Source organism: Ectobacillus sp. JY-23 (assembly GCF_023022965.1).
Lineage (GTDB): Bacteria > Bacillota > Bacilli > Bacillales > Bacillaceae_G > Ectobacillus.
On record NZ_CP095462.1, the window covers coordinates 3,096,055 to 3,115,201 of the forward strand.

Here is a 19,147-nt window from a genome sequence, read left to right on the forward strand (position 1 = left end):
CGGAGAAATCCGTGCTTTTAATTCATATCCAAAAGAAGCAAAATAGATGATTTATGAAAGTATATCGTTTTCGATATCTCTTTCTTTTCTCAGCATCCATAAGCGATAAGTATTTTGAACCACGACTTTCATGACTGCATATACTGGAACGGCTAAAATAAGTCCTAGCAGACCACCCAAACTGCCAGCTACTAGCAAGATAGAAATAATGGTAAGCGGATGAATAGAAAGCGAGCGTCCCATTACTTGCGGAGATATTACGTTGCCTTCTAATTGCTGCGCGATTACCATGACGACAAGAACTTTTACAACCATTGTTGGTGACTCTAAAACGGCAACAATTAAAGCTGGAATAATAGCAATAATCGGTCCGACAAATGGAATTACGTTTGTGAACATCGCTATAATAGCCAAGAGTAATGAGTACTCAATGCCAATAATTAGGTAACCGATATAAAGCATAATCCCAACGCATATACTTACAAAAACCTGACCTTGAATATAAGAGCTCAATGCGCCGTCTAAGTCTGATAGAATTTTTTTACCGTTCTCTCGCTGTAAAGGTGGTAGCAAACGCAGTACTTGCTGCGGTGCTTTTTCGCCTTCTTTTAACATGTAATACAAAATAAAGGGAACCGTAACGAAGATTGTAATGATGCTCGTAACAACCCCGATAAAACGTGCAATATTTGTTCCGATATTCGTTAAGCTAGATGATAAATAGGCAGAAGCCTCCGTTGAAAGCTCATCCCAATTAAAATTACTGTTTTCTTGAAACCGATTTACCCATTCATTTTGTTGTAATTGCTGTATCTTAACTCGTGCGTTTTCTACTAAAAATGGCGCATTATCAACTAAGCTGTTAACCTGCCGTTGTAAAATTGGACCTAAAGAATAGACAAGTAACGTAAGTAAGCCGCCGAACACAGTGTAGATAAGCAAAATAGAAAGTGTTCTTCTCACTTTGCGGGATTCTAAGTAGTTCACCAATGGTCGAAACAGATAGTACAATATACCCGCGACTAAAAATGGTGAAAACAGCGTTTGTACGAGTGCCACAACGGGTTGGAAAATAAAATCAATTTTTGTTCCTACCCAAATAATTAAGAAAATAAGTAAAATGGCATAGCCGAATTTAAATGCTTTTGTTTGGGGCATAGCATAACCTCATTCTATATAAGTTTTTCTATAGTTTACCATACAATTAGGGGGATTGTAGACTATAATGAACCTGAAAATAGACGAGCAAATGATTCTTTTGTACGTTCTAGTAAGCTTCGCTTATACAATTAAACTGGGCTTACGCGTTCGCTGTTCATGATGTCTTCTTCATAGTGTGCTATTAAAGTTTGAATAGAAGAATCACCTACCAGAAATACATTGACTTCAAAGTTTAACTCAAAGCTTCGCATATCCATGTTTGCTGTGCCGATGAAAAATACGGGTAAAAAGACAAGCACGTATATCCACACAGCGTATAAGGGGCGCTTCGATTTTCTAACATCAGAGAATAAGCGCTGATTAAAATGAAAGAACTGTAAACACCAACACAAAGCGTTTTCCAGATGAAAGATGTTTCTGTGAAAAAAATAATGTATGCTGCAAAAAGCATAAAAAGCACAAATATAAACTCTATACGTCGTTTTAAGAAACGCTCTGGCACTTTTGTTTCCTTTGTTGCTTATATGTCGGAGATACTATATAGCTTATACCGATAAACTCGAATATTGAGTTTTGGTTATTTCAGAATAATATTTAAGAGAGAAGTATTACAAGATTCGTACAAAATTTGTACACATTTATGGAAGATTTTTATCGATCTTGTTAGTCCATAGAAGTACGATTTTTATGTTTTTGTTATAATCAGATATACTATAAAGTACACTTAGATGGTAGATACAGTTAGGAGAGGATTGTGTGTCAAAGCAACAGGCTTTGCTTGAGGAAGCAAGGCAGTTCATATATACATGTTATGATGAATTAGGAAAAAGCCAAGAAACGATTGTACAGCGAATGAAAGGGATAGAAGAGGAAATTCAAGTAACCGGTACATATACACACACCTATGAAGAACTCGCATATGGTGCACGAATGGCTTGGCGAAACAGCAATCGTTGCATTGGCCGTTTGTTTTGGAATAGTTTGCATGTATTCGATGAAAGGCAATTGCAAGCAGAGGAAGATATATTTACGGCATTATTGCGGCATATTAATTTTGCGACCAATGATGGGAAAATTCGACCAACAATTACTGTTTTTCGGCAAGGGATGCGGATTTGGAATCATCAATTGATTCGTTATGCAGGATATGAGGAAGAAGGTAGCGTAATAGGCGATCCCGCATCTCTTGCATTTACGCGCACTTGTGAAGAACTAGGTTGGAAGAGCGAGCGTACAAACTTTGATGTGTTACCGCTTGTGATAGATGCTGGGAATGGGCCGAAATGGTTTTCTATTCCAGAAACAAGTGTGATGCGTGTGCCGTTAAGCCACCCGGAATTCGCTTGGTTTTCAGACTTACAGCTACAATGGTATGCGGTGCCTATTATTTCAGATATGTCTCTTGAAATAGGCGGTATCATTTATACCGCAGCTCCTTTTAATGGGTGGTATATGGAAACGGAAATCGGTGCAAGAAATCTAGCTGATGAAGGTCGTTATCATATGCTGCCGCGTGTTGGTAATTTGATGGGGCTTGATACAAGTAAAAGCAGCACACTCTGGAAGGATAAAGCGTTAATTGAATTAAATATTGCGGTGCTGCATTCATTTAAAGCAGCAGGTGTAAGCATTGTGGATCATCATACCGCTGCGCAGCAATTTCGGTTATTTGCGGAGCAGGAATGTGCACATGCGCGTAAGTTAACAGGAGACTGGACATGGTTGATTCCACCTGTTTCACCAGCAACCACGCATATTTTTCATGAAAGCTATGATAATGAAATTGTAAAGCCGAATTATTTCTATCAACATGCACCGTATCAAACAGGCACGTTTTAAGGGAAAATTGCATGTATTGAAAATGTACTTATTTTTTTGTTAATAAAACGGTTGACACAATAAGGAAGACCGCTCTATAATACAAATTAAAATTACCGTACAAATTCATAATAAAGCCATGAAGGGTTTTAAGTAGGAGTTATCTCCCTGTTGCAGAGAGCTGATGGTTGGTGAAAATCAGCACATAGATAATTGTGAAATACAATCCCCGAGCATCTCTTTCGTAGTGAAGTATATGTCATGAAGGGAGAGACGGTCATTTGATCGTTAACATGAAGAGTGGCGGATGTAAGTCCGCAACAAGGGTGGTACCGCGATAACTATCGTCCCTGCTGTTTATTCAGCAGGGACTTTTTGTATATAATTTCATAGTGAGCAATGAAGGAATTTCAGTAGTACTTGTCTCCCTGTTACAGAGAGCTGATGGTCGGTGCAAATCAGTACACAGGCAAGCATGAAATACGATTCCCGAGCATCTCCTTCCGGTTGAGGAGGAGACGGTCATGAGATCGTTACCAATAAAAGCGGCGAAGTGTGACTTCGCAAGTAGGGTGGTACCGCGATGATCATCGTCCCTGTCATAAGGCAGGGGCGTTTTTTTATATAAAAGATGACATGTTGCGTTGTTGGCCAGCTTTACTTAACTTGTCGGCTCTGTTTTTCAGCGATCTAGCGCCGCCTCCCAGACACTCCCACCTAAGAACCTCGGTCACAAAAAGGCAGAAAACGCCTTTTCGAGCCGAGAACCTTAGGCTCTGTGTCTAAACGGTCGGCTCTGCTTTTCAGCGATCTAGCGCCGCCTCCCAGACACTCCCACCTAAGAACCTCGGTCACAAAAAGGCAGAAAGCGCCTTTTCGAGCCGAGAACCTTAGGCTCTGTGTCTAAACGGTCGGCTCTGCTTTTATATGATGAAAGGGGTGATGGCTTTCTTTTCCGATTGGTTGAAACAGCCGTCTCATGCGGTTGGTATTGAATTAGAACTGGCGTTTATAATACACATATAACAGGAGGAATGAACATGAAAACTCATGAATTAGACAGATTGCGTCAAAAGGTAGATGAAATTAACCTGCAGTTGCTTAAGCTTTTGAACGAACGCGGTAAGATTGTAAAAGAAATTGGAGAGCAAAAAACGCTGCAAGGTGTAAAACGCTTTGACCCTGTGCGTGAGCGTCAGGTATTGGATATGATTGCAGAAAATAATGAAGGACCGTTTGAGACATCTACTGTCCAGCACATCTTTAAAACAATCTTCAAAGCAAGCCTTGAGCTGCAGGAAGATGATAATCGTAAAGCATTGCTTGTATCTCGTAAGAAAAAGCCAGAAAACACAATTGTTGATATTAAAGGCGAAAAACTTGGTGATGGTACACAATCATTTATCATGGGGCCTTGTGCAGTTGAGAGCTACGAGCAAGTACGTGAAGTTGCAAAAGCGATGAAAGCGCAAGGTCTTCGCTTAATGCGAGGCGGTGCCTTTAAGCCGCGCACATCTCCGTACGATTTCCAGGGTCTTGGTATAGAAGGTCTTGAAATTTTACGCAAAGTTGCCGATGAGTTTGATATGGCTATCATCAGTGAGATTTTAAATCCAAACGATATTGAAATGTCATTGGATTACGTAGATGTAATTCAAATCGGTGCACGCAATATGCAAAACTTCGATTTACTAAAGGCTGCGGGTAAAGTAAATAAGCCAGTATTGTTAAAGCGTGGTTTGGCAGCAACAATTGAAGAATTCATTAATGCAGCAGAGTACATCATTGCGCAAGGCAATGATCAAATCATCCTATGTGAGCGCGGTATCCGCACATATGAAAAAGCAACGCGCAATACGCTTGATATTTCGGCAGTACCAATTTTAAAACAAGAAACGCACTTGCCGGTCGTTGTGGATGTAACGCATTCAACAGGACGAAGAGATCTATTGCTTCCGACAGCCAAAGCTGCGTTAGCAATCGGTGCCGACGCTGTTATGGCAGAAGTACATCCAGATCCTGCAGTTGCACTTTCAGATTCTGCACAGCAAATGAATATCCCGCAATTTAATGCGTTCATGGAAGAATTGAAAGATTTTCGTTCTAAGTTAGCAGGTTCTGTACAACATAGTGTGTGATGACGGGAATTTCAGTAATAGCCGCTTCCCTATCTCAGAGAGCTGATGGCAGGTGTGAATCAGTATATAAGCGGATATGAAGTACACTCCCTGAGCTTCTTTTTCTAGTAAGGAAAAGACGGTCTGTCAGATCGTTAACAACAAGAGAGGCAGCTATTTGGCTGCAATCAGGGTGGTACCGCGGTCATCATCGTCCCTGCCGATACAGTCGGCAGGGATTTTTTTAGGACAAAAAGGGAGTGAAGATATGCAAAAGAGAGTGCTGGTCATCGGAATGGGCTTAATTGGTGGATCGATTGCATTGGCCATTAAAAAGATACATGATGTAAAAGTCATAGGTTTTGATATTCGTGATTTACAGCCTGCGATTGAGCTCGGTGTCATTGATGAAATAGCTGGAGACGTGGGGCAAGCGGCAGAGGACGCACATTTAATTGTCTTGGCGTTACCAGTGGAAGAAACTGCTTCTATGCTAGCACAGCTCGCTCATGCCAAGATGAGGCAGGATGTTATTATTACGGACGTAGGCAGCACAAAAGAACACATTATGATTGCGGCGGATACATTGCTTCCTCGTGAAGTAACATTTATTGGTGGTCATCCGATGGCCGGCTCTCATAAAAACGGGGTAGAAAGCGCAAAGGCACATTTGTTTGAAAATGCATTTTACATTTTAACACCGAGGCAGGGAACAGCTACTGAAAAAGTAGAAGAGCTAAAGCTTTGGCTTGCAGGCACACATGCACATTTTTTATTAATGCAACAAAAGGAACATGATTATGTGACTGGTATTGTGAGTCATTTTCCGCATTTAATCGCTGCAGGTTTAGTAAAACAAGTGAAGAGACATGCAGCACATACACCGCTTGTAAATATGCTTGCAGCTGGTGGATTTCGTGATATTACACGAATTGCCTCTAGCAGTCCAAAAATGTGGAATGACATTGTGAAGCAAAATCAGGGACACTTAAGTCAGCTGCTGGAAGAATGGATAGAAGATATGCAAGATTTAAAACAGCTAGTGGATAACGGAGAAGAACTTCAAAGTTACTTTTCTGATGCAAAAATGTACCGCGATGCTTTGCCACTTCGTACCAAAGGAGCTATTCCATCTTATTTTGATTTATATGTAGATGTACTGGATAAAGCAGGCGAACTGGCAAAAGTAACAGCCGTACTTGCTGAGAACGGGATTAGCATTACCAATTTGCAAATATTAGAAGCTCGTGAAGGGCTTTTAGGTGTACTGCGCATCAGCTTTCGAACCGAAAAGGATCGCATGCAAGCTAGTGGATGTCTAGAAAGTGTAGGGTATGAAACGTATGAAGCGCTGTAAACAGCACATAAAAAAGGCATCAGATTTTCTCTGACGTCTTTTTTGCTGTATAAAAGGTAATTTTTCTGGAAGTGATATCATGTATGTTGATACAGTAGAAAAAATGAATTACAAAGGAGAGGATGTACAGTGTTAGAGATATTTGCAGTGCAAATCAACACATTAGAAAATAGAAAAAGAACTGTACGAGTATATTTACCAAAAGATTATGAACAAACGGATACACAATATCCAGTTTTATATATGCAGGATGGTCAAAATGTGTTCGACGATAAAGAAGCAAGCTTTGGAGTGAGCTGGGGGTTAGGTGAGTTTTTAGACAAATATAATGTGCCGCTGATTGTAGTTGGTATTGATTGTAATCATGAATGGTATAATCGCTTTAATGAATACGGTCCTTGGGAAAGTAGAGAAATGGGACAAATTCTTCTTGATGAAGATATCAGTTTAGGGGGAGAAGGAAAAGCATATGTTGAGTTTCTTGTTCATGAACTAAAGCCCATGATTGATGCGCGCTATCGTACGCTAGTGAATGACACGGCGATTGCAGGAAGTTCTATGGGAGGATTGATTTCTACATATGCTGCTTGTGTGTATCCGCACATATTCAAAAGAGTTGCATCTCTTTCTTCAGCATACTGGTTTAATCAGGATGAATTAGAAGCGCTTATTCAAACAAGCGACTTATCTCCAATTCAAAGATTCTATTTGGATGTAGGAACAAATGAAGTGACAGCCAAGATTACACCGCAAATATATGTAGATTCCAGCAAGCGTGTTCATCAATTGCTGCGAAGTAAAATAGATTGTTCGTTTGAGATTATTGAAGGAGCTGCTCATAACGAAGCGGCTTGGCGTACACGTATTATGGATATTTTGGAGTATCTGTACATATAAAAAACAATTCTTGTGTTTTGGAAGAAATAAAGCAAAAGAACCGCTTGTCAGGTGCATGGTTTTACGCAGTACTTTGACAAACGGTTCTTTCTTCTACTTGTACATATTTTATTTCTCGGAAACATGCTCTATTTCTTGCAATCTCTCTAGAATTCTACGCTTTTTATACAACATGTGACCTGCCTCTGATATGTCTTCAATTGTTTTTCGATTGAGATAAGCGCCAAACAGCATACCAGCTATCGGTACAATTTGAAATAATTTCTTCCAACCGTAGTTATCTCGATAAACAGTAATTACCTCACGCCAAGATGCAATTTGCGATACACTATCTTGAGTGTCAGCGCGAGACGCAAAGTTTTGTAGCTCGTTCAAAATGGTTTGTTTCCCAACAATGTCTGAAGAAGCAAACTGCAGACATTTGACGATAAACAGTCTCTCTTGCTCATCTTCCGGATTATAGCCGTAACAAATAGCTACTTCCTGTAGCACGTTAAGTGACATACTCAATAGGGCAGGAATATCAATTGCTAATGTGAAAATACCACCAAGTCCGGTTGTAGCACCTTGTGCGGTAGCAATATTTTTTCGGTTTTTCATAATGTTTGTCGCAATACCATCCATCTCTCTTAACGGGAGATGCTGAATATCTACTAGGGTCATTACATTGCCAAATTTACGAATGGTAGCGTCGGTATTAATTAAGTATTTACTGCCTGTATGAATATAGCTGATTAGCTCCTCGATAACAAGGTTAATTTTGTTGTGAACGAATGCAGGTGTTAGTTTATCTAAAACAGTAAAGGGAATTTTGCCCCATTTTTCAAAAAACCAAAGGTCTTCTTGTTCCATTTCCCATTTGTTCACCTCGCTTAATGCCTCCAGTAATTGTTGTTTTGTCTCCATTTGGTTTAGCTCCTTTTTATAAATGTAAGGTTTTGTTAAAGTTCGTTGTTGATTTCCGTTACGGGGGCTCGCTTTTCCCGCAGGAGTCTCCCCCCTTTACTCGCATCAATAAGTGCCAATTATCAACATTAGGCTTTAACACAGCCAAATGTAAAATAGTGGGGGCATTACATTCATTATACCTAATTTTATTTTCAAGATGAGGGAGTTATATAAAAGTAAGCTGATTTTTGTGGGAGTTTACGTTGTTTATAAAGGAATTGTAAATAAATCAACGTTTTCTAATTTTATAATGTGTTGTGGTTGTAACAAAAACAACCAAACCCACTGAAAAACACATAAAACAAACTATTAACCTTTGATTCATATAGGTTTTACACCTGTTCTTTATAGTGAAGGTATGAGAATAAATGAAAAAAGGAGAGAGAAATATGAAAGTAAAAAAGAAACTTGTCACAGGATTTACTGCAGCAATGGTGTTTTCTATGTTAGTAGGATGCGGGACTAAGCAAGAACAAGCGGCTTCGAATGTTGAAGGTGGAAAACTCAGCGGGAATTTGACTGTATATACAGCAATCGAGGAAGAGTTGATTCCAAAGTACCTGGATTCTTTTAAAAAGCAGTATCCGGATGTGAAATTGAATATTGTACGTGATTCCACGGGTGTGATTACAGCCAAGCTATTAGCGGAAGGAAAGAATACACCTGCGGATGTTGTATGGGGGACCGCAGCATCTAGTCTATTAGCTTTAGAAGACAAAGATATGTTGCAGGGGTATTCTCCTAAAGGTGTAGAGAGAGTGGAAGCACCATTCAAGGATGATGATCAACCGGAAAAATGGGTAGGAAACACAGCGTTCATGACAGGAATTGCAGTAAACATAGCAGAGTTGAAAAAGAAACAACTGCCGATGCCAAATTCTTATGAAGACTTGATAAAGCCAGAGTATAAAGGGACTCTTGTTATGCCGCACCCTGCTTCTTCAGGTACAGGCTTCTTAACCGTAGCGGCTTGGCTGCAAATGATGGGAGAAGAAAAAGGTTGGGATTATATGAAAAAGCTTCATGAGAATATGGGTACATATACACACTCCGGCTCTAAGCCTGCCAAACTTGCATCGGCTGGTGAATATTCCGTTGGCGTTTCTATGGTATACAGTGGCGTAAAGGAAAAACAAAAGGGTGCTCCTGTTGAAGTTGTTCTTCCAAAAGAAGGCTTAGGTTGGGATGTAGAGGCAAATGCACTTATTAAAAAGAAAGAACAAAAGAACCGTAAGCTTGCGGAGGCGTTCTTAGATTGGGCTATTTCCGATGAAGTTATGAAGCAGTATTTTAATGCGAATGGCTTTGCCACCATTAAAAATGATTTTAAAGAACCCCAAGGATTTCCGGCAGATGTAACAAATAAATTATACGAGAAAAATGATTTGAAGTGGGCTGCTGAGAACCGAGATGAAATCTTAGCCAAGTGGGAAAAAGAGTTCGGACAAAAAGCTGAGCCTAAGCAATAAAGATAGAGAGGAAGAACAACGTTGAGTCAACCATATTTGTCTATTGAGCATGTTAACAAGCAATTTGGTCAGTTTACAGCATTAAAGGACATCTCTTTCGAGGTCGAAAAAAATGAATTTGTTTGTTTACTTGGCCCTAGTGGATGCGGCAAAACTACGCTGCTTCGTACTATTGCTGGCTTAGAAAAGCCTACGACAGGAAAAATTTATGTAGGAGGAAGAGACATCACAGCTTTGCCGCCCTCAAAGCGAAATTTTGGAATTGTGTTTCAATCTTATGCATTATTTCCTAATTTAACAGCTTTACAAAATATTGAGTTTGGATTGAAAGCGAAGAAGCTTCCTAAAAATGAAGTGCGAGAACGTGCACTAGAAAATTTGGGATTTGTTGACTTATTGCATGCTAAGGATAAATATCCAGCTCAAATGTCAGGAGGGCAGCAGCAGCGAGTAGCATTAGCTAGGGCGCTGGCGCTCTCTCCTGATTTCCTCCTATTAGATGAGCCTTTATCAGCACTGGATGCGAAGGTTCGGGAAAAGCTACGTTATGAGATACGGTCTATTCAGCAAAAGGTTGGTATCACAACCATCATGGTAACACATGACCAGGAAGAGGCGCTGACCATGGCGGATAAAATTGTTGTGATGAACAACGGAGAAATTGCACAGGTCGGCACACCACAGGAGATATATCACACGCCTGCTAATCCGTTTGTAGCAAACTTCATTGGATCAATTAACTTTTTTAAAGAAGGTTCAGATCAACACCTTTTGGCAATTAGACCTGAGCATATAAGAATAGATAAAGAGGATGGCATAAGTGTAGTTGTGGAGAACATTGAATTTAGAGGGCCTGTTTATCGAGCGCTTGTAAGGGTGCAGGAGGAATCATCTTTTTTGCATAATGAGCTGATAACTGTAGATGTGTCCGCAACACAACATATTCATCTTCACATCGGAATGAAACAAAGTATATCGTTTTCAAAGAACCATATGCTGTCGTACGAGGAGAAGGTGATGGTGTAATGGAGATGATTTCTAAACATGTAACAGTCACTTCGGGAAACAAAGTGAAGAAAATAGCTGGAAAGAATGAGTGGCTACAACGTCTTCTTATTCTCATCATGATTCTTTCGTTTTTGATTGTATTAATTCTCCCGCTGCTTCAGTTATTCATGCAAGCATTTTTCGGTGAGAACGGAAAGTTTATCGGGTTGCAAAACTTCCGTACGTATTTTACTACACCTTCATTGGTGCAGTCCTTACAAAACTCATTATTTGTTTCAGCAATGACGACTGTTGTTGCTGTAACACTCGCATTTTGCTATGCATATGCATTAGTGCGAACCAATATCCGCGGAAAAATATTATTTCGATATGCTGCCCTGTTGCCACTTTTTGCTCCGACGATGATGTACGGCATAGCGCTTATGTATTTATTCGGAAACCAAGGTTTAATTACACATGGACTTTTTAGAATGGTGCCTGGATGGCAAATAGACTTTTACGGACCAATTGGCATTATTATGGCGGAGGTTATTTATACTTTTCCGCAGGCTTTTCTAATTTTACTTGTTGCGCTGCAAGGTACGGATTATCGTCTGTATGAAGCTGCTGATACGCTTGGTGCCGGTATCATAAAAAAGATGGCTACAATTACGTTACCAAGTGTGAAATACGGATTGATGAGTGCCATATTTGTAGTATTTACGTTAAGTTTTACAGACTTTGGCGCTCCTAAAGTAGTCGGTGGACAATATAACGTGTTAGCAACGGACATATATAAGCAAGTTATAGGTCAACAAAATATGTCTATGGGCGCTACTGTAGGAATCCTTCTTTTATTGCCTGCGATACTGGCTTTTGCAATTGATCGAATTGCCCAACGAAAGCAAGCGGAATTTTTATCTTCTAAAGCCGTGCCATATATGACGAAAGAAAATCGACTGCGAGATTACATATACTTTGTATATTGCTCTACTATTACTGGGGCGCTCCTCCTCGTTGTAGGAGCTGTGTTTATGGCGGCGGTTGTAAAAGTATGGCCTTACAATATGAATTTCACGCTGGAGCATATTCACTTTAGTAGTTACACGGGAGATGGTTTTGCAGCTTATAAAAACAGCTTGCTTGTTGCTGCTGTCACTGCAGTAGTAGGAACGGTTGTTACTTTCGTATATGCATATGCAATTGAGAAAATAAGAAGCATGAATATATGGCGTCGTGCAGGCTATCTATTATCTGTCGTTCCGTTGGCGGTGCCTGGACTTGTTATTGGCTTAGGATATATCTTTTTCTTTAGTAATCCAGAAATTAATCTGTTTGGTATGCGCATATCAAATCCATTCCATTTCTTATACGGAACGGTCGCAATACTTGTACTAGCTAATGTTATTCATTTTTATTCAGTAGCTTTTGTAACAGCGACAACTGCGCTTAAAAAATTAGATAGAGAGTTTGAGCTCGTTTCAGAGTCTATGGGAGTGCCTTTTTATAAAACTTTATGGAAGATTACGATTCCCATGTGTTTGCCAGCAATTCTAGAAATGATGATGTACTTTTTTGTAAATGCGATGGTTACTATTTCAGCGGTTGTGTTTTTGTATTCTGCTGATTTTAAGCTAGCAGCTGTTTCCATCGTCAATATGGAGGACGCAGGTAACTTGGCTCCTGCAGCGGCGATGAGCATGTTGATATTAATTACAAATATTATAGTTCGTGTTGTATATGAACGCGGAACAAAAGCATTGCAGCAGCGTACCTTGCAATGGCAAAAACGATAGAAGGAGTGTTAGTTGATGAATAAGAAAATACAAGCTGTCATTTTAGATTGGGCAGGAACGACAATAGATTACGGATGCTTTGCTCCATTAGAGGTATTTGTAGACGTGTTTCGAAAAAGAGGAGTGCAGATTACGATTGAGGAAGCAAGGAGGCCAATGGGGCTTTTGAAAATTGATCACATTCGGGCACTTACTGAAATGCCGCGAATTAAACAAGAATGGAATCAGGTATTCAATTGCGACCCACAGGAAAGTGATATTCATGAAATGTATCATGATTTTGAAACAACGTTGTTTACCATTTTACCTCGCTATACGACTCCGGTGCCTGGTGCTGTAGAGATGGTTGCACGCTTGCGTGAGCGTGGTCTGAAAATTGGTTCTACAACAGGGTATACAAAAGAAATGATGGATATTGTTGTACCTGAAGCAAAAAAACAAGGATATAGCCCCGATTGCCTTGTAACACCGGATCAAGCCGGAGGTGGTCGCCCTTATCCGTGGATGAGTTATATGAACGCCATGAAGCTCGGGGTATATCCAATGAGCAGCATTGTAAAAGCTGGTGATACAGTTTCCGACATACAAGAAGGCAGAAATTCTGGTATGTGGACAGTAGGTGTTATTTGGGGGAGCAGTGAGCTTGGATTGACACAGGAAGAAGTAAATGCAATGGACCCTAAAGAACTTGCCGATAAAGCGGAGGCAGTACGGGAGCGTTTTATGGAGGCAGGTGCTCATTTTACAATTGATAGAATTGGAGATTTAGATCAAATTATTAATGTGATTGAGCAGCAGGAGCTGGCTTATATTTGAAAGGCGGAAATTTAAAATGAATCGAAAACACTACTTATTACTTACACCGGGTCCTTTGACAACCACACAGAGTGTTAAAGAGGTTATGCTTCAGGATTGGTGCACATGGGATGATGAATATAATAGTCTTGTTCAAAAGATTAGAGAGCGTCTGATATCTCTTGCTGTACAACCAGAAAAGAGAGAGTGGTATACGTCTGTTTTAATGCAAGGGAGCGGCACATTTACAGTGGAATCGGTAATCGGTTCTGTTATTCCAAACGATGGCAAGCTTCTTGTATGTATCAACGGTGCGTATGGGGAGCGTATCGCACAGATGGCAAACATACTTGGTATTCAAGTTGTGGTCAACAAGACAGATGAAAGAGAACCTATTCATATTAATGAAATAGAAGAGGCTTTAAAGGAGCATCAAGATATTACGCATGTGGCAATTGTACATTGTGAAACAACAACAGGTATATTAAACCCAGTGCAAGAAGTATGTGAACTTGCTAAGGCGTACAACAAAGTTACCATTGTAGATGCAATGAGTAGTTTTGGAGGCATTGAGATTGATATGGAAGCATGGAATATTGATTTTCTTATTAGCAGTGCCAATAAATGTATTCAAGGTATTCCGGGCTTTGGGTTTGTAATTGCAAGACGTAATGAATTGGAGAAATGTCAACGAAGAGCACGCTCATTGTCACTTGATTTATATGATCAATGGGAAACGATGGAGAATCAAAATGGAAAATGGCGCTTCACGTCTCCTACTCATGTAGTGCGCGCTTTTTATCAAGCATTGCTTGAGCTTGAAGAAGAAGGCGGTGTTCAAGCACGTCAAAGAAGGTATACCAACAATCAAAGAACATTAGTGAAGCGTATGTCTGAGCTGGGGTTTTACCCATTGCTACAGGACAAGTATCAATCGCCTATTATCACGTCCTTTTGTTACCCTGACGAATCTTTTGAATTTGCAGCGTTTTATCAAATGCTCAAAAAGCAAGGATTTGTTATTTATCCGGGAAAAATCTCGCAAGTGGATACATTCCGTATTGGTACCATTGGAGATGTGTATGAAGAGGATATGAAACAACTGCTGAATGCAATTCAAGAAGGTAAGGCAGAGAACGTAATGTAGAGGTGAAAGGATGTCTTTAGTGGGAGAGGAGCGCAAGCGAATAATTTTGGAACGGATAGATGGAAATGGAAGGGTCAGCGTTTCAGAGCTGGCTGAGGATTTTTCCGTTTCCACAGAAACAATCCGGCGTTACTTGGTAGATTTGGATAAAGAACAAAAACTGAAGAAAGTATATGGCGGGGCTGTTAAAATCCATTCTACTTCTTTTGTGGAACCTGCCATGTTTGAACGAGAAGTGTTGCGTGCACAAGAGAAAAAGCGAATTGCACATAAGGCAGCGACTTTCGTTAATGATGGTGATGTCATTGTCATTGATGAAGGAAGTACGCCTTTGCAAATGATTCCGTATCTTGTTTATCGTAAAAGGTTAACGATTGTTACAAATTCATTTCCACTAGTAACAAGACTGATTTCTGCTATCAATACAAAATCATTCGACGGTGAGGTATTATTTATCGGTGGGAAGGTCAATTCTAAGCACGCTCGTGCAACAGGACCCATCTCTCAACAAATGATAAGTCAATTTCATTTTGATAAGGCTTTTATTTCAGTAGATGCGGTATTACCTAGTTTTGGTATATCGAGCGTAGAGCTTGAAAAGGCCAAGCTGTCTGAAGTGATGATTAAGCAGGCGAAGCAGGTCTTTGTTTTGGCTGACCACTCAAAAATGGGATTAAAGGGAAACTATAGAATTACGAGCTTACAAAAGGTAGATGTTCTAATTTCAGACAAGGATATACCGAAAAACTGGCATGCGGATTTAGAACGAGCGGAAGTTCAGTGGATTACGTGTTGAAATGGTAAAAGCTTCCCCGTAGAAATACATGGTATTCTATGGGGAGTTTTTGAAGCTTAGTTCATATGAAAAAACTCATGTGGACTTTCAATATCATACATGCTTTCTGATTTTCCTGTATCCTTTATTACTGTATAGGCACTAAACAATTCAATACAACATAGAAGCAACATAATGAGTATTGCTGTCATATGTATTCCTCCTTTATTAAATGACTGACTTAGCGCAACTATAATGTATGAAACGCGTTTCAATGCAAGCAGTAATTTAAATGTTGAGGAGAAATGATATTGAATACAGATTATAAATAAAAGGCTCTGTTAAAGTTTGTTGTTGATTTCCGTTACGGGGGTTCACTTTCCACGGGCGGTCAGGGAGCTTTCTCAGCGCTATGCGCCTGCGGAGTCTCACCCCCTTCACTTCAACCAACAAGTGCAAATGGTTAACATTGGACTTTAACACAGCCAAATAAAAAAGGAATGGTACACCCATTCCTTTTTTACTATCATTGAGTTGTTTGAGGCGTATTCGGAATCGTACCTCTATTGCCAGGATCAGTTGTGTTTGGTGGCGTTGTTATAACTTCATCGTTTCCAGCATCTCCCGCATTTTCATCGTCTTCGTTGTCTTTATTTTTATCTTTCTCTTTATCTTTTTCTTCTTTATCTTTTTTATCTTTCTCTTCTTGCTCCTTCTTCAAGCGTTCCTCCTCTTCTTTACGGGCTTTTTCCTCTTCTTCTTTACGTGCTTTCTCTTCTTCCTGCTTCTTACGTTCTGCTTCTCTCCGTTCTTCTTCAAGCTTCTCACGTTTTTCAATCTGCTTTCTCAGTTCTTTTTCAATAACAGGCAGATCAAATTTCTTTTCCGGCAGCACTTTGGCAGAGCGAGAAACAATTTCCCTAAAAATCACGGCCGATGTACTACCACTTGAAGATGATAAATAATGTGAAGCATCTGTGTTTTCATAACCAAGCCAAACAGCGCCTACCACTTGCGGTGTATATCCAACAAACCAATGGTCCTTCGCGCCGTCTATACCTTTAATCGGAAGCTGCGTCGTACCTGTTTTACCAGCAATTTCACGGCCGCTGATACGCGCTTTTACCCCTGTTCCTTCAGTGACAACACCGCGCATCATGTATGTTAGCTTTTGAGCGGTTTCAGAGCTCACAACCTTTGTTGATTTTTTCTTCCATTTGGCGATTACTTGACCGTCAGTATCTTCAATACGTGTGATTGCGTGTGCTTCCATCATCGTTCCGTCATTCGGGAAGGCAGAGAAGGCTTGTGCCATTGCCAAAGGCGATGTACCATGTACCATGCCTCCAAGGGAAAGGGCTGGATTATAGTCTTCTTCATCCAATTTAATTCCAAATCGCTTTACAGTATCAGTGGTATATTTTGTTCCTAGCTTTTGGAATAACCAAACAGCAGGTACGTTATAGGATTCAATTAACGCATCGTACATTGTAACCTCGCCGCGGAACCTTTTATCGTAGTTCAGGGGCTGATAACCATTAATATTAAGCGGTCTGTCTTCTAGCTCGTCGAATACATCATAGCCCTTCTCAATAGCTGGCGCATATACAGCCAATGGCTTCATCGTCGAGCCTGGCTGGCGAGTGAGTTGTGTAGCATAGTTAAACTGTCTAAACTGATATTCACCGCGCCCGCCAATCAGGGCTTGAATACCACCTGTTTCAGGGTTGATAAATACCGCACTACTTTGAATGAGTTGATCTTTGGCGCTCCTTGGAAAGAGGGCGGTATTTTTATACACAGCTTCAGCAGCCTCTTGCATAGTTGTATTCAATTCCGTGTAAATATGAAGACCACCGGAAAGCACCTCATTCGCAGATAAGTCATACTTTTTAATTGCTTCATCAATAATATGGTTTAAATAGTGCGGATACGTACCGGTATAATTATTTTCTCGTTTATCGGTTAATACAATGTTTTCCGCTTTTGCAGCTGCAAATTGGTTATCTGTAATGTAGCCTTCTTGCTTCATTAAGCTTAAAACAACATCCCGGCGTTCCTTAGACTTCTGCGGGTTTTTAAAAGGTGATAACGCGGATGGCGCTTTAATTAAGCCCGCTAATGTAGCGCACTCATTTAGCGTCAGGTCTTTAGCATCTTTACCAAAATAGGTTTGTGCCGCACGCTGAATACCCCATGCACCCTCACCAAAATAGATTTGGTTCAAATAACGCTCAATGATTTGATCTTTGGAGTATGTGCGTTCAATTTTCTTAGCTAATACAAACTCTTGTAGCTTTCTAGTATACGTACGCTCCTGTGATAAAAAGGCATTTTTTGCAAGCTGTTGTGTAATCGTACTGCCGCCTGCAACAATTTCGCCGCTCACCGTGTTTTGAATAAATGCTTTCGCTATACCAAAATAATTGACACCACCGTGCTTATAAAAGCGCTGGTCCTCCGTAGATATGACCGCATGAACCATATCTTTTGGTATGTCCTTTAATGTAACACCCTCAATATTTGTAGCTGAAACTTCACTTGCTACTTTTCCGTTTTGATCATAAATAATTGTTGGTTGCGGCGCTGGTGTGTCCAGCTTACTTACATTACTCTTCCAAATAAAAATATTAAAAACGAGTACGCCAAGCAAAATAACCGCAATACCTGTTGCGCCAATTTTCCACAACAGGCTTTTAGACAAGGCCAGCTTCTTTTTTTCTTTGGCCTGTTGTTGGCGTCTTTCCATTCTCCCCATACTTGGCACCACCTTTTTATTTCGTTATGTCAGGATAAAAATCCCTATAATGAATAGCGTGTTTAAAATAGCAGAAATCTATCCCTTTGTAAAGAGACAAGTATAAATGTTAAAAATCTGTGAACGTTACCATATGAAACTCATCTTGCGTGCAATTCATTGTATAATGATAGGTATAGAGAGAAAAAGGCTCCTTGGGAGAAATTTGGGGTAACTAAGGAGGAAACATGATACAAAAGGCTTTTCAGTCATTTCGAAAGCAGCTGTATTATATTTTTGGGATTCTTTTAATTGGCTGGTTGTGTACACCGTATGCAGATCATTTTCTAGGTTTAGGTGTAGGACTTGTTGTGAGTATGTATTGTGGTTGGATGCTTGGTCGTCGTATTGAAAAAATGGGCGAGCATATTGTTCTGAGTAAAAAGCTTCCATCGCTTGGTGCAGTGAATCGATTTGCCGCAGCAGTTTTAGGCGCTCTTTTCTTGTATGAAATTGAACACCAAATGGTGATGTGGGCTTTTGCGACAGGTATTTTGGGTGGTTACTTCTTATTAGTTATTAATTTGGGATACTATAGCGCTTATTATAAAGAGGAGAAGGAACTATATAAGTACAAATAAAAAATCAACATTCTTTTTAGAGTGGGAAGAAGAGCGGGAGATGTGTGGCTGCGACCAGTGCCTAAGATGAGCACGTACCAAGTAAGACCATAGATACCTTACAAGTCGTCCTTGCCCTTCCGCTTTTTTATTGTATATGTTGAAAAAACTAAATGAACTTATATACAAGGGAAAGTTTGATTCTAGTGAGAAATTTCTATGAAAATATGCTAGAATAATTACGTGGCATTTACATCTGAAAGGAAGATTCGAATGTAAAATAAATCGTTTCTAAGTCCATACTACATGAACAAGGAGAAGCGATTTAATTGGATATATGCGACAGGACAAGGTTAATGATAAGCCTTACTGCACTGTTGTTGTTACAATTGATATTTTTGGCGGTTGTTACACTCGATGTAAACAATCCGCCGCGTGTACAAATGAAAACAGGAACGACATTAGCAATGTCATCTGTAATCGTAAATAAAAAACACTAAGCCGTTAGCGGTTTAGTGTTTTT

16 protein-coding genes, 1 pseudogene and 3 other annotated features are annotated in these 19,147 nt (G+C 40.0%); of the genes and pseudogenes, 12 read left to right on the top strand and 5 right to left on the bottom strand.

Annotated elements, in window-relative coordinates; genetic code table 11:
• Positions 1-51: 51 nt before the first annotated feature.
• Together MUG87_RS15675 and MUG87_RS15680 are read right to left on the bottom strand one after the other, a co-directional pair.
• Positions 52-1,158, bottom strand: a complete 1,107-nt coding sequence (locus tag MUG87_RS15675) for an AI-2E family transporter (protein ID WP_124565462.1) — start codon at positions 1,156-1,158, stop codon at positions 52-54.
• Between the two features lie 62 nt (positions 1,159-1,220).
• A pseudogene (locus MUG87_RS15680) lies at positions 1,221-1,433 on the bottom strand (cardiolipin synthase); the annotation flags it as partial.
• Between the two features lie 484 nt (positions 1,434-1,917).
• Between MUG87_RS15680 and MUG87_RS15685 the strand changes: the two are divergent.
• From MUG87_RS15685 to MUG87_RS15700, 4 genes are all read left to right on the top strand, one after another.
• On the top strand, positions 1,918-3,000 hold the full coding sequence (locus MUG87_RS15685; protein ID WP_247083381.1) for a nitric oxide synthase oxygenase: 1,083 nt from the start codon (positions 1,918-1,920) through the stop codon (positions 2,998-3,000).
• A gap of 109 nt (positions 3,001-3,109) precedes the next feature.
• Positions 3,110-3,334: a binding site (T-box leader), on the top strand.
• Between the two features lie 35 nt (positions 3,335-3,369).
• Positions 3,370-3,580: a binding site (T-box leader), on the top strand.
• A gap of 439 nt (positions 3,581-4,019) precedes the next feature.
• Positions 4,020-5,117 carry a bifunctional 3-deoxy-7-phosphoheptulonate synthase/chorismate mutase gene (locus tag MUG87_RS15690; RefSeq protein WP_247083382.1) on the top strand — a complete coding sequence of 366 codons (1,098 nt, stop codon included), beginning with the start codon at positions 4,020-4,022 and terminating at the stop codon, positions 5,115-5,117.
• Positions 5,108-5,318 (top strand) — a binding site (T-box leader). (Overlaps the previous gene by 10 nt.)
• Positions 5,319-5,334: 16 nt before the next feature.
• Complete coding sequence (locus MUG87_RS15695) at positions 5,335-6,453, top strand: prephenate dehydrogenase (protein ID WP_368042574.1); 1,119 nt, start codon at positions 5,335-5,337, stop codon at positions 6,451-6,453.
• Positions 6,454-6,582: 129 nt separating this feature from the next.
• Positions 6,583-7,350, top strand: a complete 768-nt coding sequence (locus tag MUG87_RS15700) for an alpha/beta hydrolase (protein ID WP_247083383.1) — start codon at positions 6,583-6,585, stop codon at positions 7,348-7,350.
• A 108-nt stretch (positions 7,351-7,458) separates the two neighbouring features.
• Here the strand turns inward: MUG87_RS15700 and MUG87_RS15705 are convergent, their stop codons facing one another.
• Positions 7,459-8,256: an EcsC family protein gene (locus MUG87_RS15705; protein ID WP_247083384.1), complete on the bottom strand. Its 798-nt coding sequence runs from the start codon at positions 8,254-8,256 to the stop codon at positions 7,459-7,461.
• Positions 8,257-8,687: 431 nt separating this feature from the next.
• On the opposite strand from MUG87_RS15705, the gene MUG87_RS15710 reads away from it, so the two are divergent.
• The 6 genes from MUG87_RS15710 to MUG87_RS15735 are packed head-to-tail and all read left to right on the top strand — an operon-like array spanning position 8,688 to position 15,288.
• Positions 8,688-9,767 carry a putative 2-aminoethylphosphonate ABC transporter substrate-binding protein gene (locus MUG87_RS15710; RefSeq protein ID WP_247083385.1) on the top strand — a complete coding sequence of 360 codons (1,080 nt, stop codon included), beginning with the start codon at positions 8,688-8,690 and terminating at the stop codon, positions 9,765-9,767.
• A 21-nt stretch (positions 9,768-9,788) separates the two neighbouring features.
• Positions 9,789-10,793, top strand: coding sequence for a putative 2-aminoethylphosphonate ABC transporter ATP-binding protein (locus tag MUG87_RS15715; RefSeq protein ID WP_247083386.1), 1,005 nt, complete (start codon positions 9,789-9,791; stop codon positions 10,791-10,793).
• A complete protein-coding gene (locus tag MUG87_RS15720) occupies positions 10,793-12,550 on the top strand; it encodes a putative 2-aminoethylphosphonate ABC transporter permease subunit (RefSeq protein WP_247083387.1) in 1,758 nt (585 codons plus the stop codon). The genes MUG87_RS15715 and MUG87_RS15720 overlap by 1 nt, the downstream gene beginning before the upstream one ends.
• 15 nt (positions 12,551-12,565) lie before the next feature.
• Complete coding sequence (gene phnX, locus MUG87_RS15725; protein WP_247083388.1) at positions 12,566-13,366, top strand: phosphonoacetaldehyde hydrolase; 801 nt, start codon at positions 12,566-12,568, stop codon at positions 13,364-13,366.
• 16 nt (positions 13,367-13,382) lie between these two features.
• Complete coding sequence (phnW, locus tag MUG87_RS15730; RefSeq protein WP_247083389.1) at positions 13,383-14,492, top strand: 2-aminoethylphosphonate--pyruvate transaminase; 1,110 nt, start codon at positions 13,383-13,385, stop codon at positions 14,490-14,492.
• Between the two features lie 10 nt (positions 14,493-14,502).
• Positions 14,503-15,288, top strand: a complete 786-nt coding sequence (locus MUG87_RS15735; protein ID WP_247083390.1) for a DeoR/GlpR family DNA-binding transcription regulator — start codon at positions 14,503-14,505, stop codon at positions 15,286-15,288.
• Between the two features lie 56 nt (positions 15,289-15,344).
• On the opposite strand, the gene MUG87_RS19610 is transcribed toward MUG87_RS15735, so the two are convergent.
• Together MUG87_RS19610 and MUG87_RS15740 are read right to left on the bottom strand one after the other, a co-directional pair.
• Positions 15,345-15,479 carry a hypothetical protein gene (locus tag MUG87_RS19610; protein ID WP_281503652.1) on the bottom strand — a complete coding sequence of 45 codons (135 nt, stop codon included), beginning with the start codon at positions 15,477-15,479 and terminating at the stop codon, positions 15,345-15,347.
• 314 nt (positions 15,480-15,793) lie between these two features.
• Positions 15,794-18,025, bottom strand: a complete 2,232-nt coding sequence (locus MUG87_RS15740) for a transglycosylase domain-containing protein (RefSeq protein WP_247083391.1) — start codon at positions 18,023-18,025, stop codon at positions 15,794-15,796.
• Positions 18,026-18,252: 227 nt separating this feature from the next.
• On the opposite strand from MUG87_RS15740, the gene MUG87_RS15745 reads away from it, so the two are divergent.
• Both MUG87_RS15745 and MUG87_RS15750 read left to right on the top strand, forming a co-directional pair.
• Positions 18,253-18,645 carry an ATP synthase subunit I gene (locus MUG87_RS15745; protein ID WP_124565140.1) on the top strand — a complete coding sequence of 131 codons (393 nt, stop codon included), beginning with the start codon at positions 18,253-18,255 and terminating at the stop codon, positions 18,643-18,645.
• A gap of 335 nt (positions 18,646-18,980) precedes the next feature.
• Positions 18,981-19,124, top strand: coding sequence for a hypothetical protein (locus MUG87_RS15750; RefSeq protein WP_164464274.1), 144 nt, complete (start codon positions 18,981-18,983; stop codon positions 19,122-19,124).
• The last annotated feature ends 23 nt before the right edge of the window (positions 19,125-19,147 follow it).

What these genes read in the sequence shown, in the direction of transcription:
- MUG87_RS15675 (WP_124565462.1), bottom strand. Translation starts at nt 1,158, where the DNA reads ATGCCCCAAACAAAAGCATTTAAATTCGGCTATGCCATTTTACTTATT.
- MUG87_RS15690 (WP_247083382.1), top strand. Translation starts at nt 4,020, where the DNA reads ATGAAAACTCATGAATTAGACAGATTGCGTCAAAAGGTAGATGAAATT.
- MUG87_RS15705 (WP_247083384.1), bottom strand. Translation starts at nt 8,256, where the DNA reads ATGGAGACAAAACAACAATTACTGGAGGCATTAAGCGAGGTGAACAAA.
- MUG87_RS15710 (WP_247083385.1), top strand. Translation starts at nt 8,688, where the DNA reads ATGAAAGTAAAAAAGAAACTTGTCACAGGATTTACTGCAGCAATGGTG.
- MUG87_RS15720 (WP_247083387.1), top strand. Translation starts at nt 10,793, where the DNA reads ATGGAGATGATTTCTAAACATGTAACAGTCACTTCGGGAAACAAAGTG.
- phnX (WP_247083388.1), top strand. Translation starts at nt 12,566, where the DNA reads ATGAATAAGAAAATACAAGCTGTCATTTTAGATTGGGCAGGAACGACA.
- phnW (WP_247083389.1), top strand. Translation starts at nt 13,383, where the DNA reads ATGAATCGAAAACACTACTTATTACTTACACCGGGTCCTTTGACAACC.
- MUG87_RS15735 (WP_247083390.1), top strand. Translation starts at nt 14,503, where the DNA reads ATGTCTTTAGTGGGAGAGGAGCGCAAGCGAATAATTTTGGAACGGATA.
- MUG87_RS19610 (WP_281503652.1), bottom strand. Translation starts at nt 15,479, where the DNA reads ATGACAGCAATACTCATTATGTTGCTTCTATGTTGTATTGAATTGTTT.
- MUG87_RS15740 (WP_247083391.1), bottom strand. Translation starts at nt 18,025, where the DNA reads ATGGGGAGAATGGAAAGACGCCAACAACAGGCCAAAGAAAAAAAGAAG.
- MUG87_RS15745 (WP_124565140.1), top strand. Translation starts at nt 18,253, where the DNA reads ATGATACAAAAGGCTTTTCAGTCATTTCGAAAGCAGCTGTATTATATT.
- MUG87_RS15750 (WP_164464274.1), top strand. Translation starts at nt 18,981, where the DNA reads ATGATAAGCCTTACTGCACTGTTGTTGTTACAATTGATATTTTTGGCG.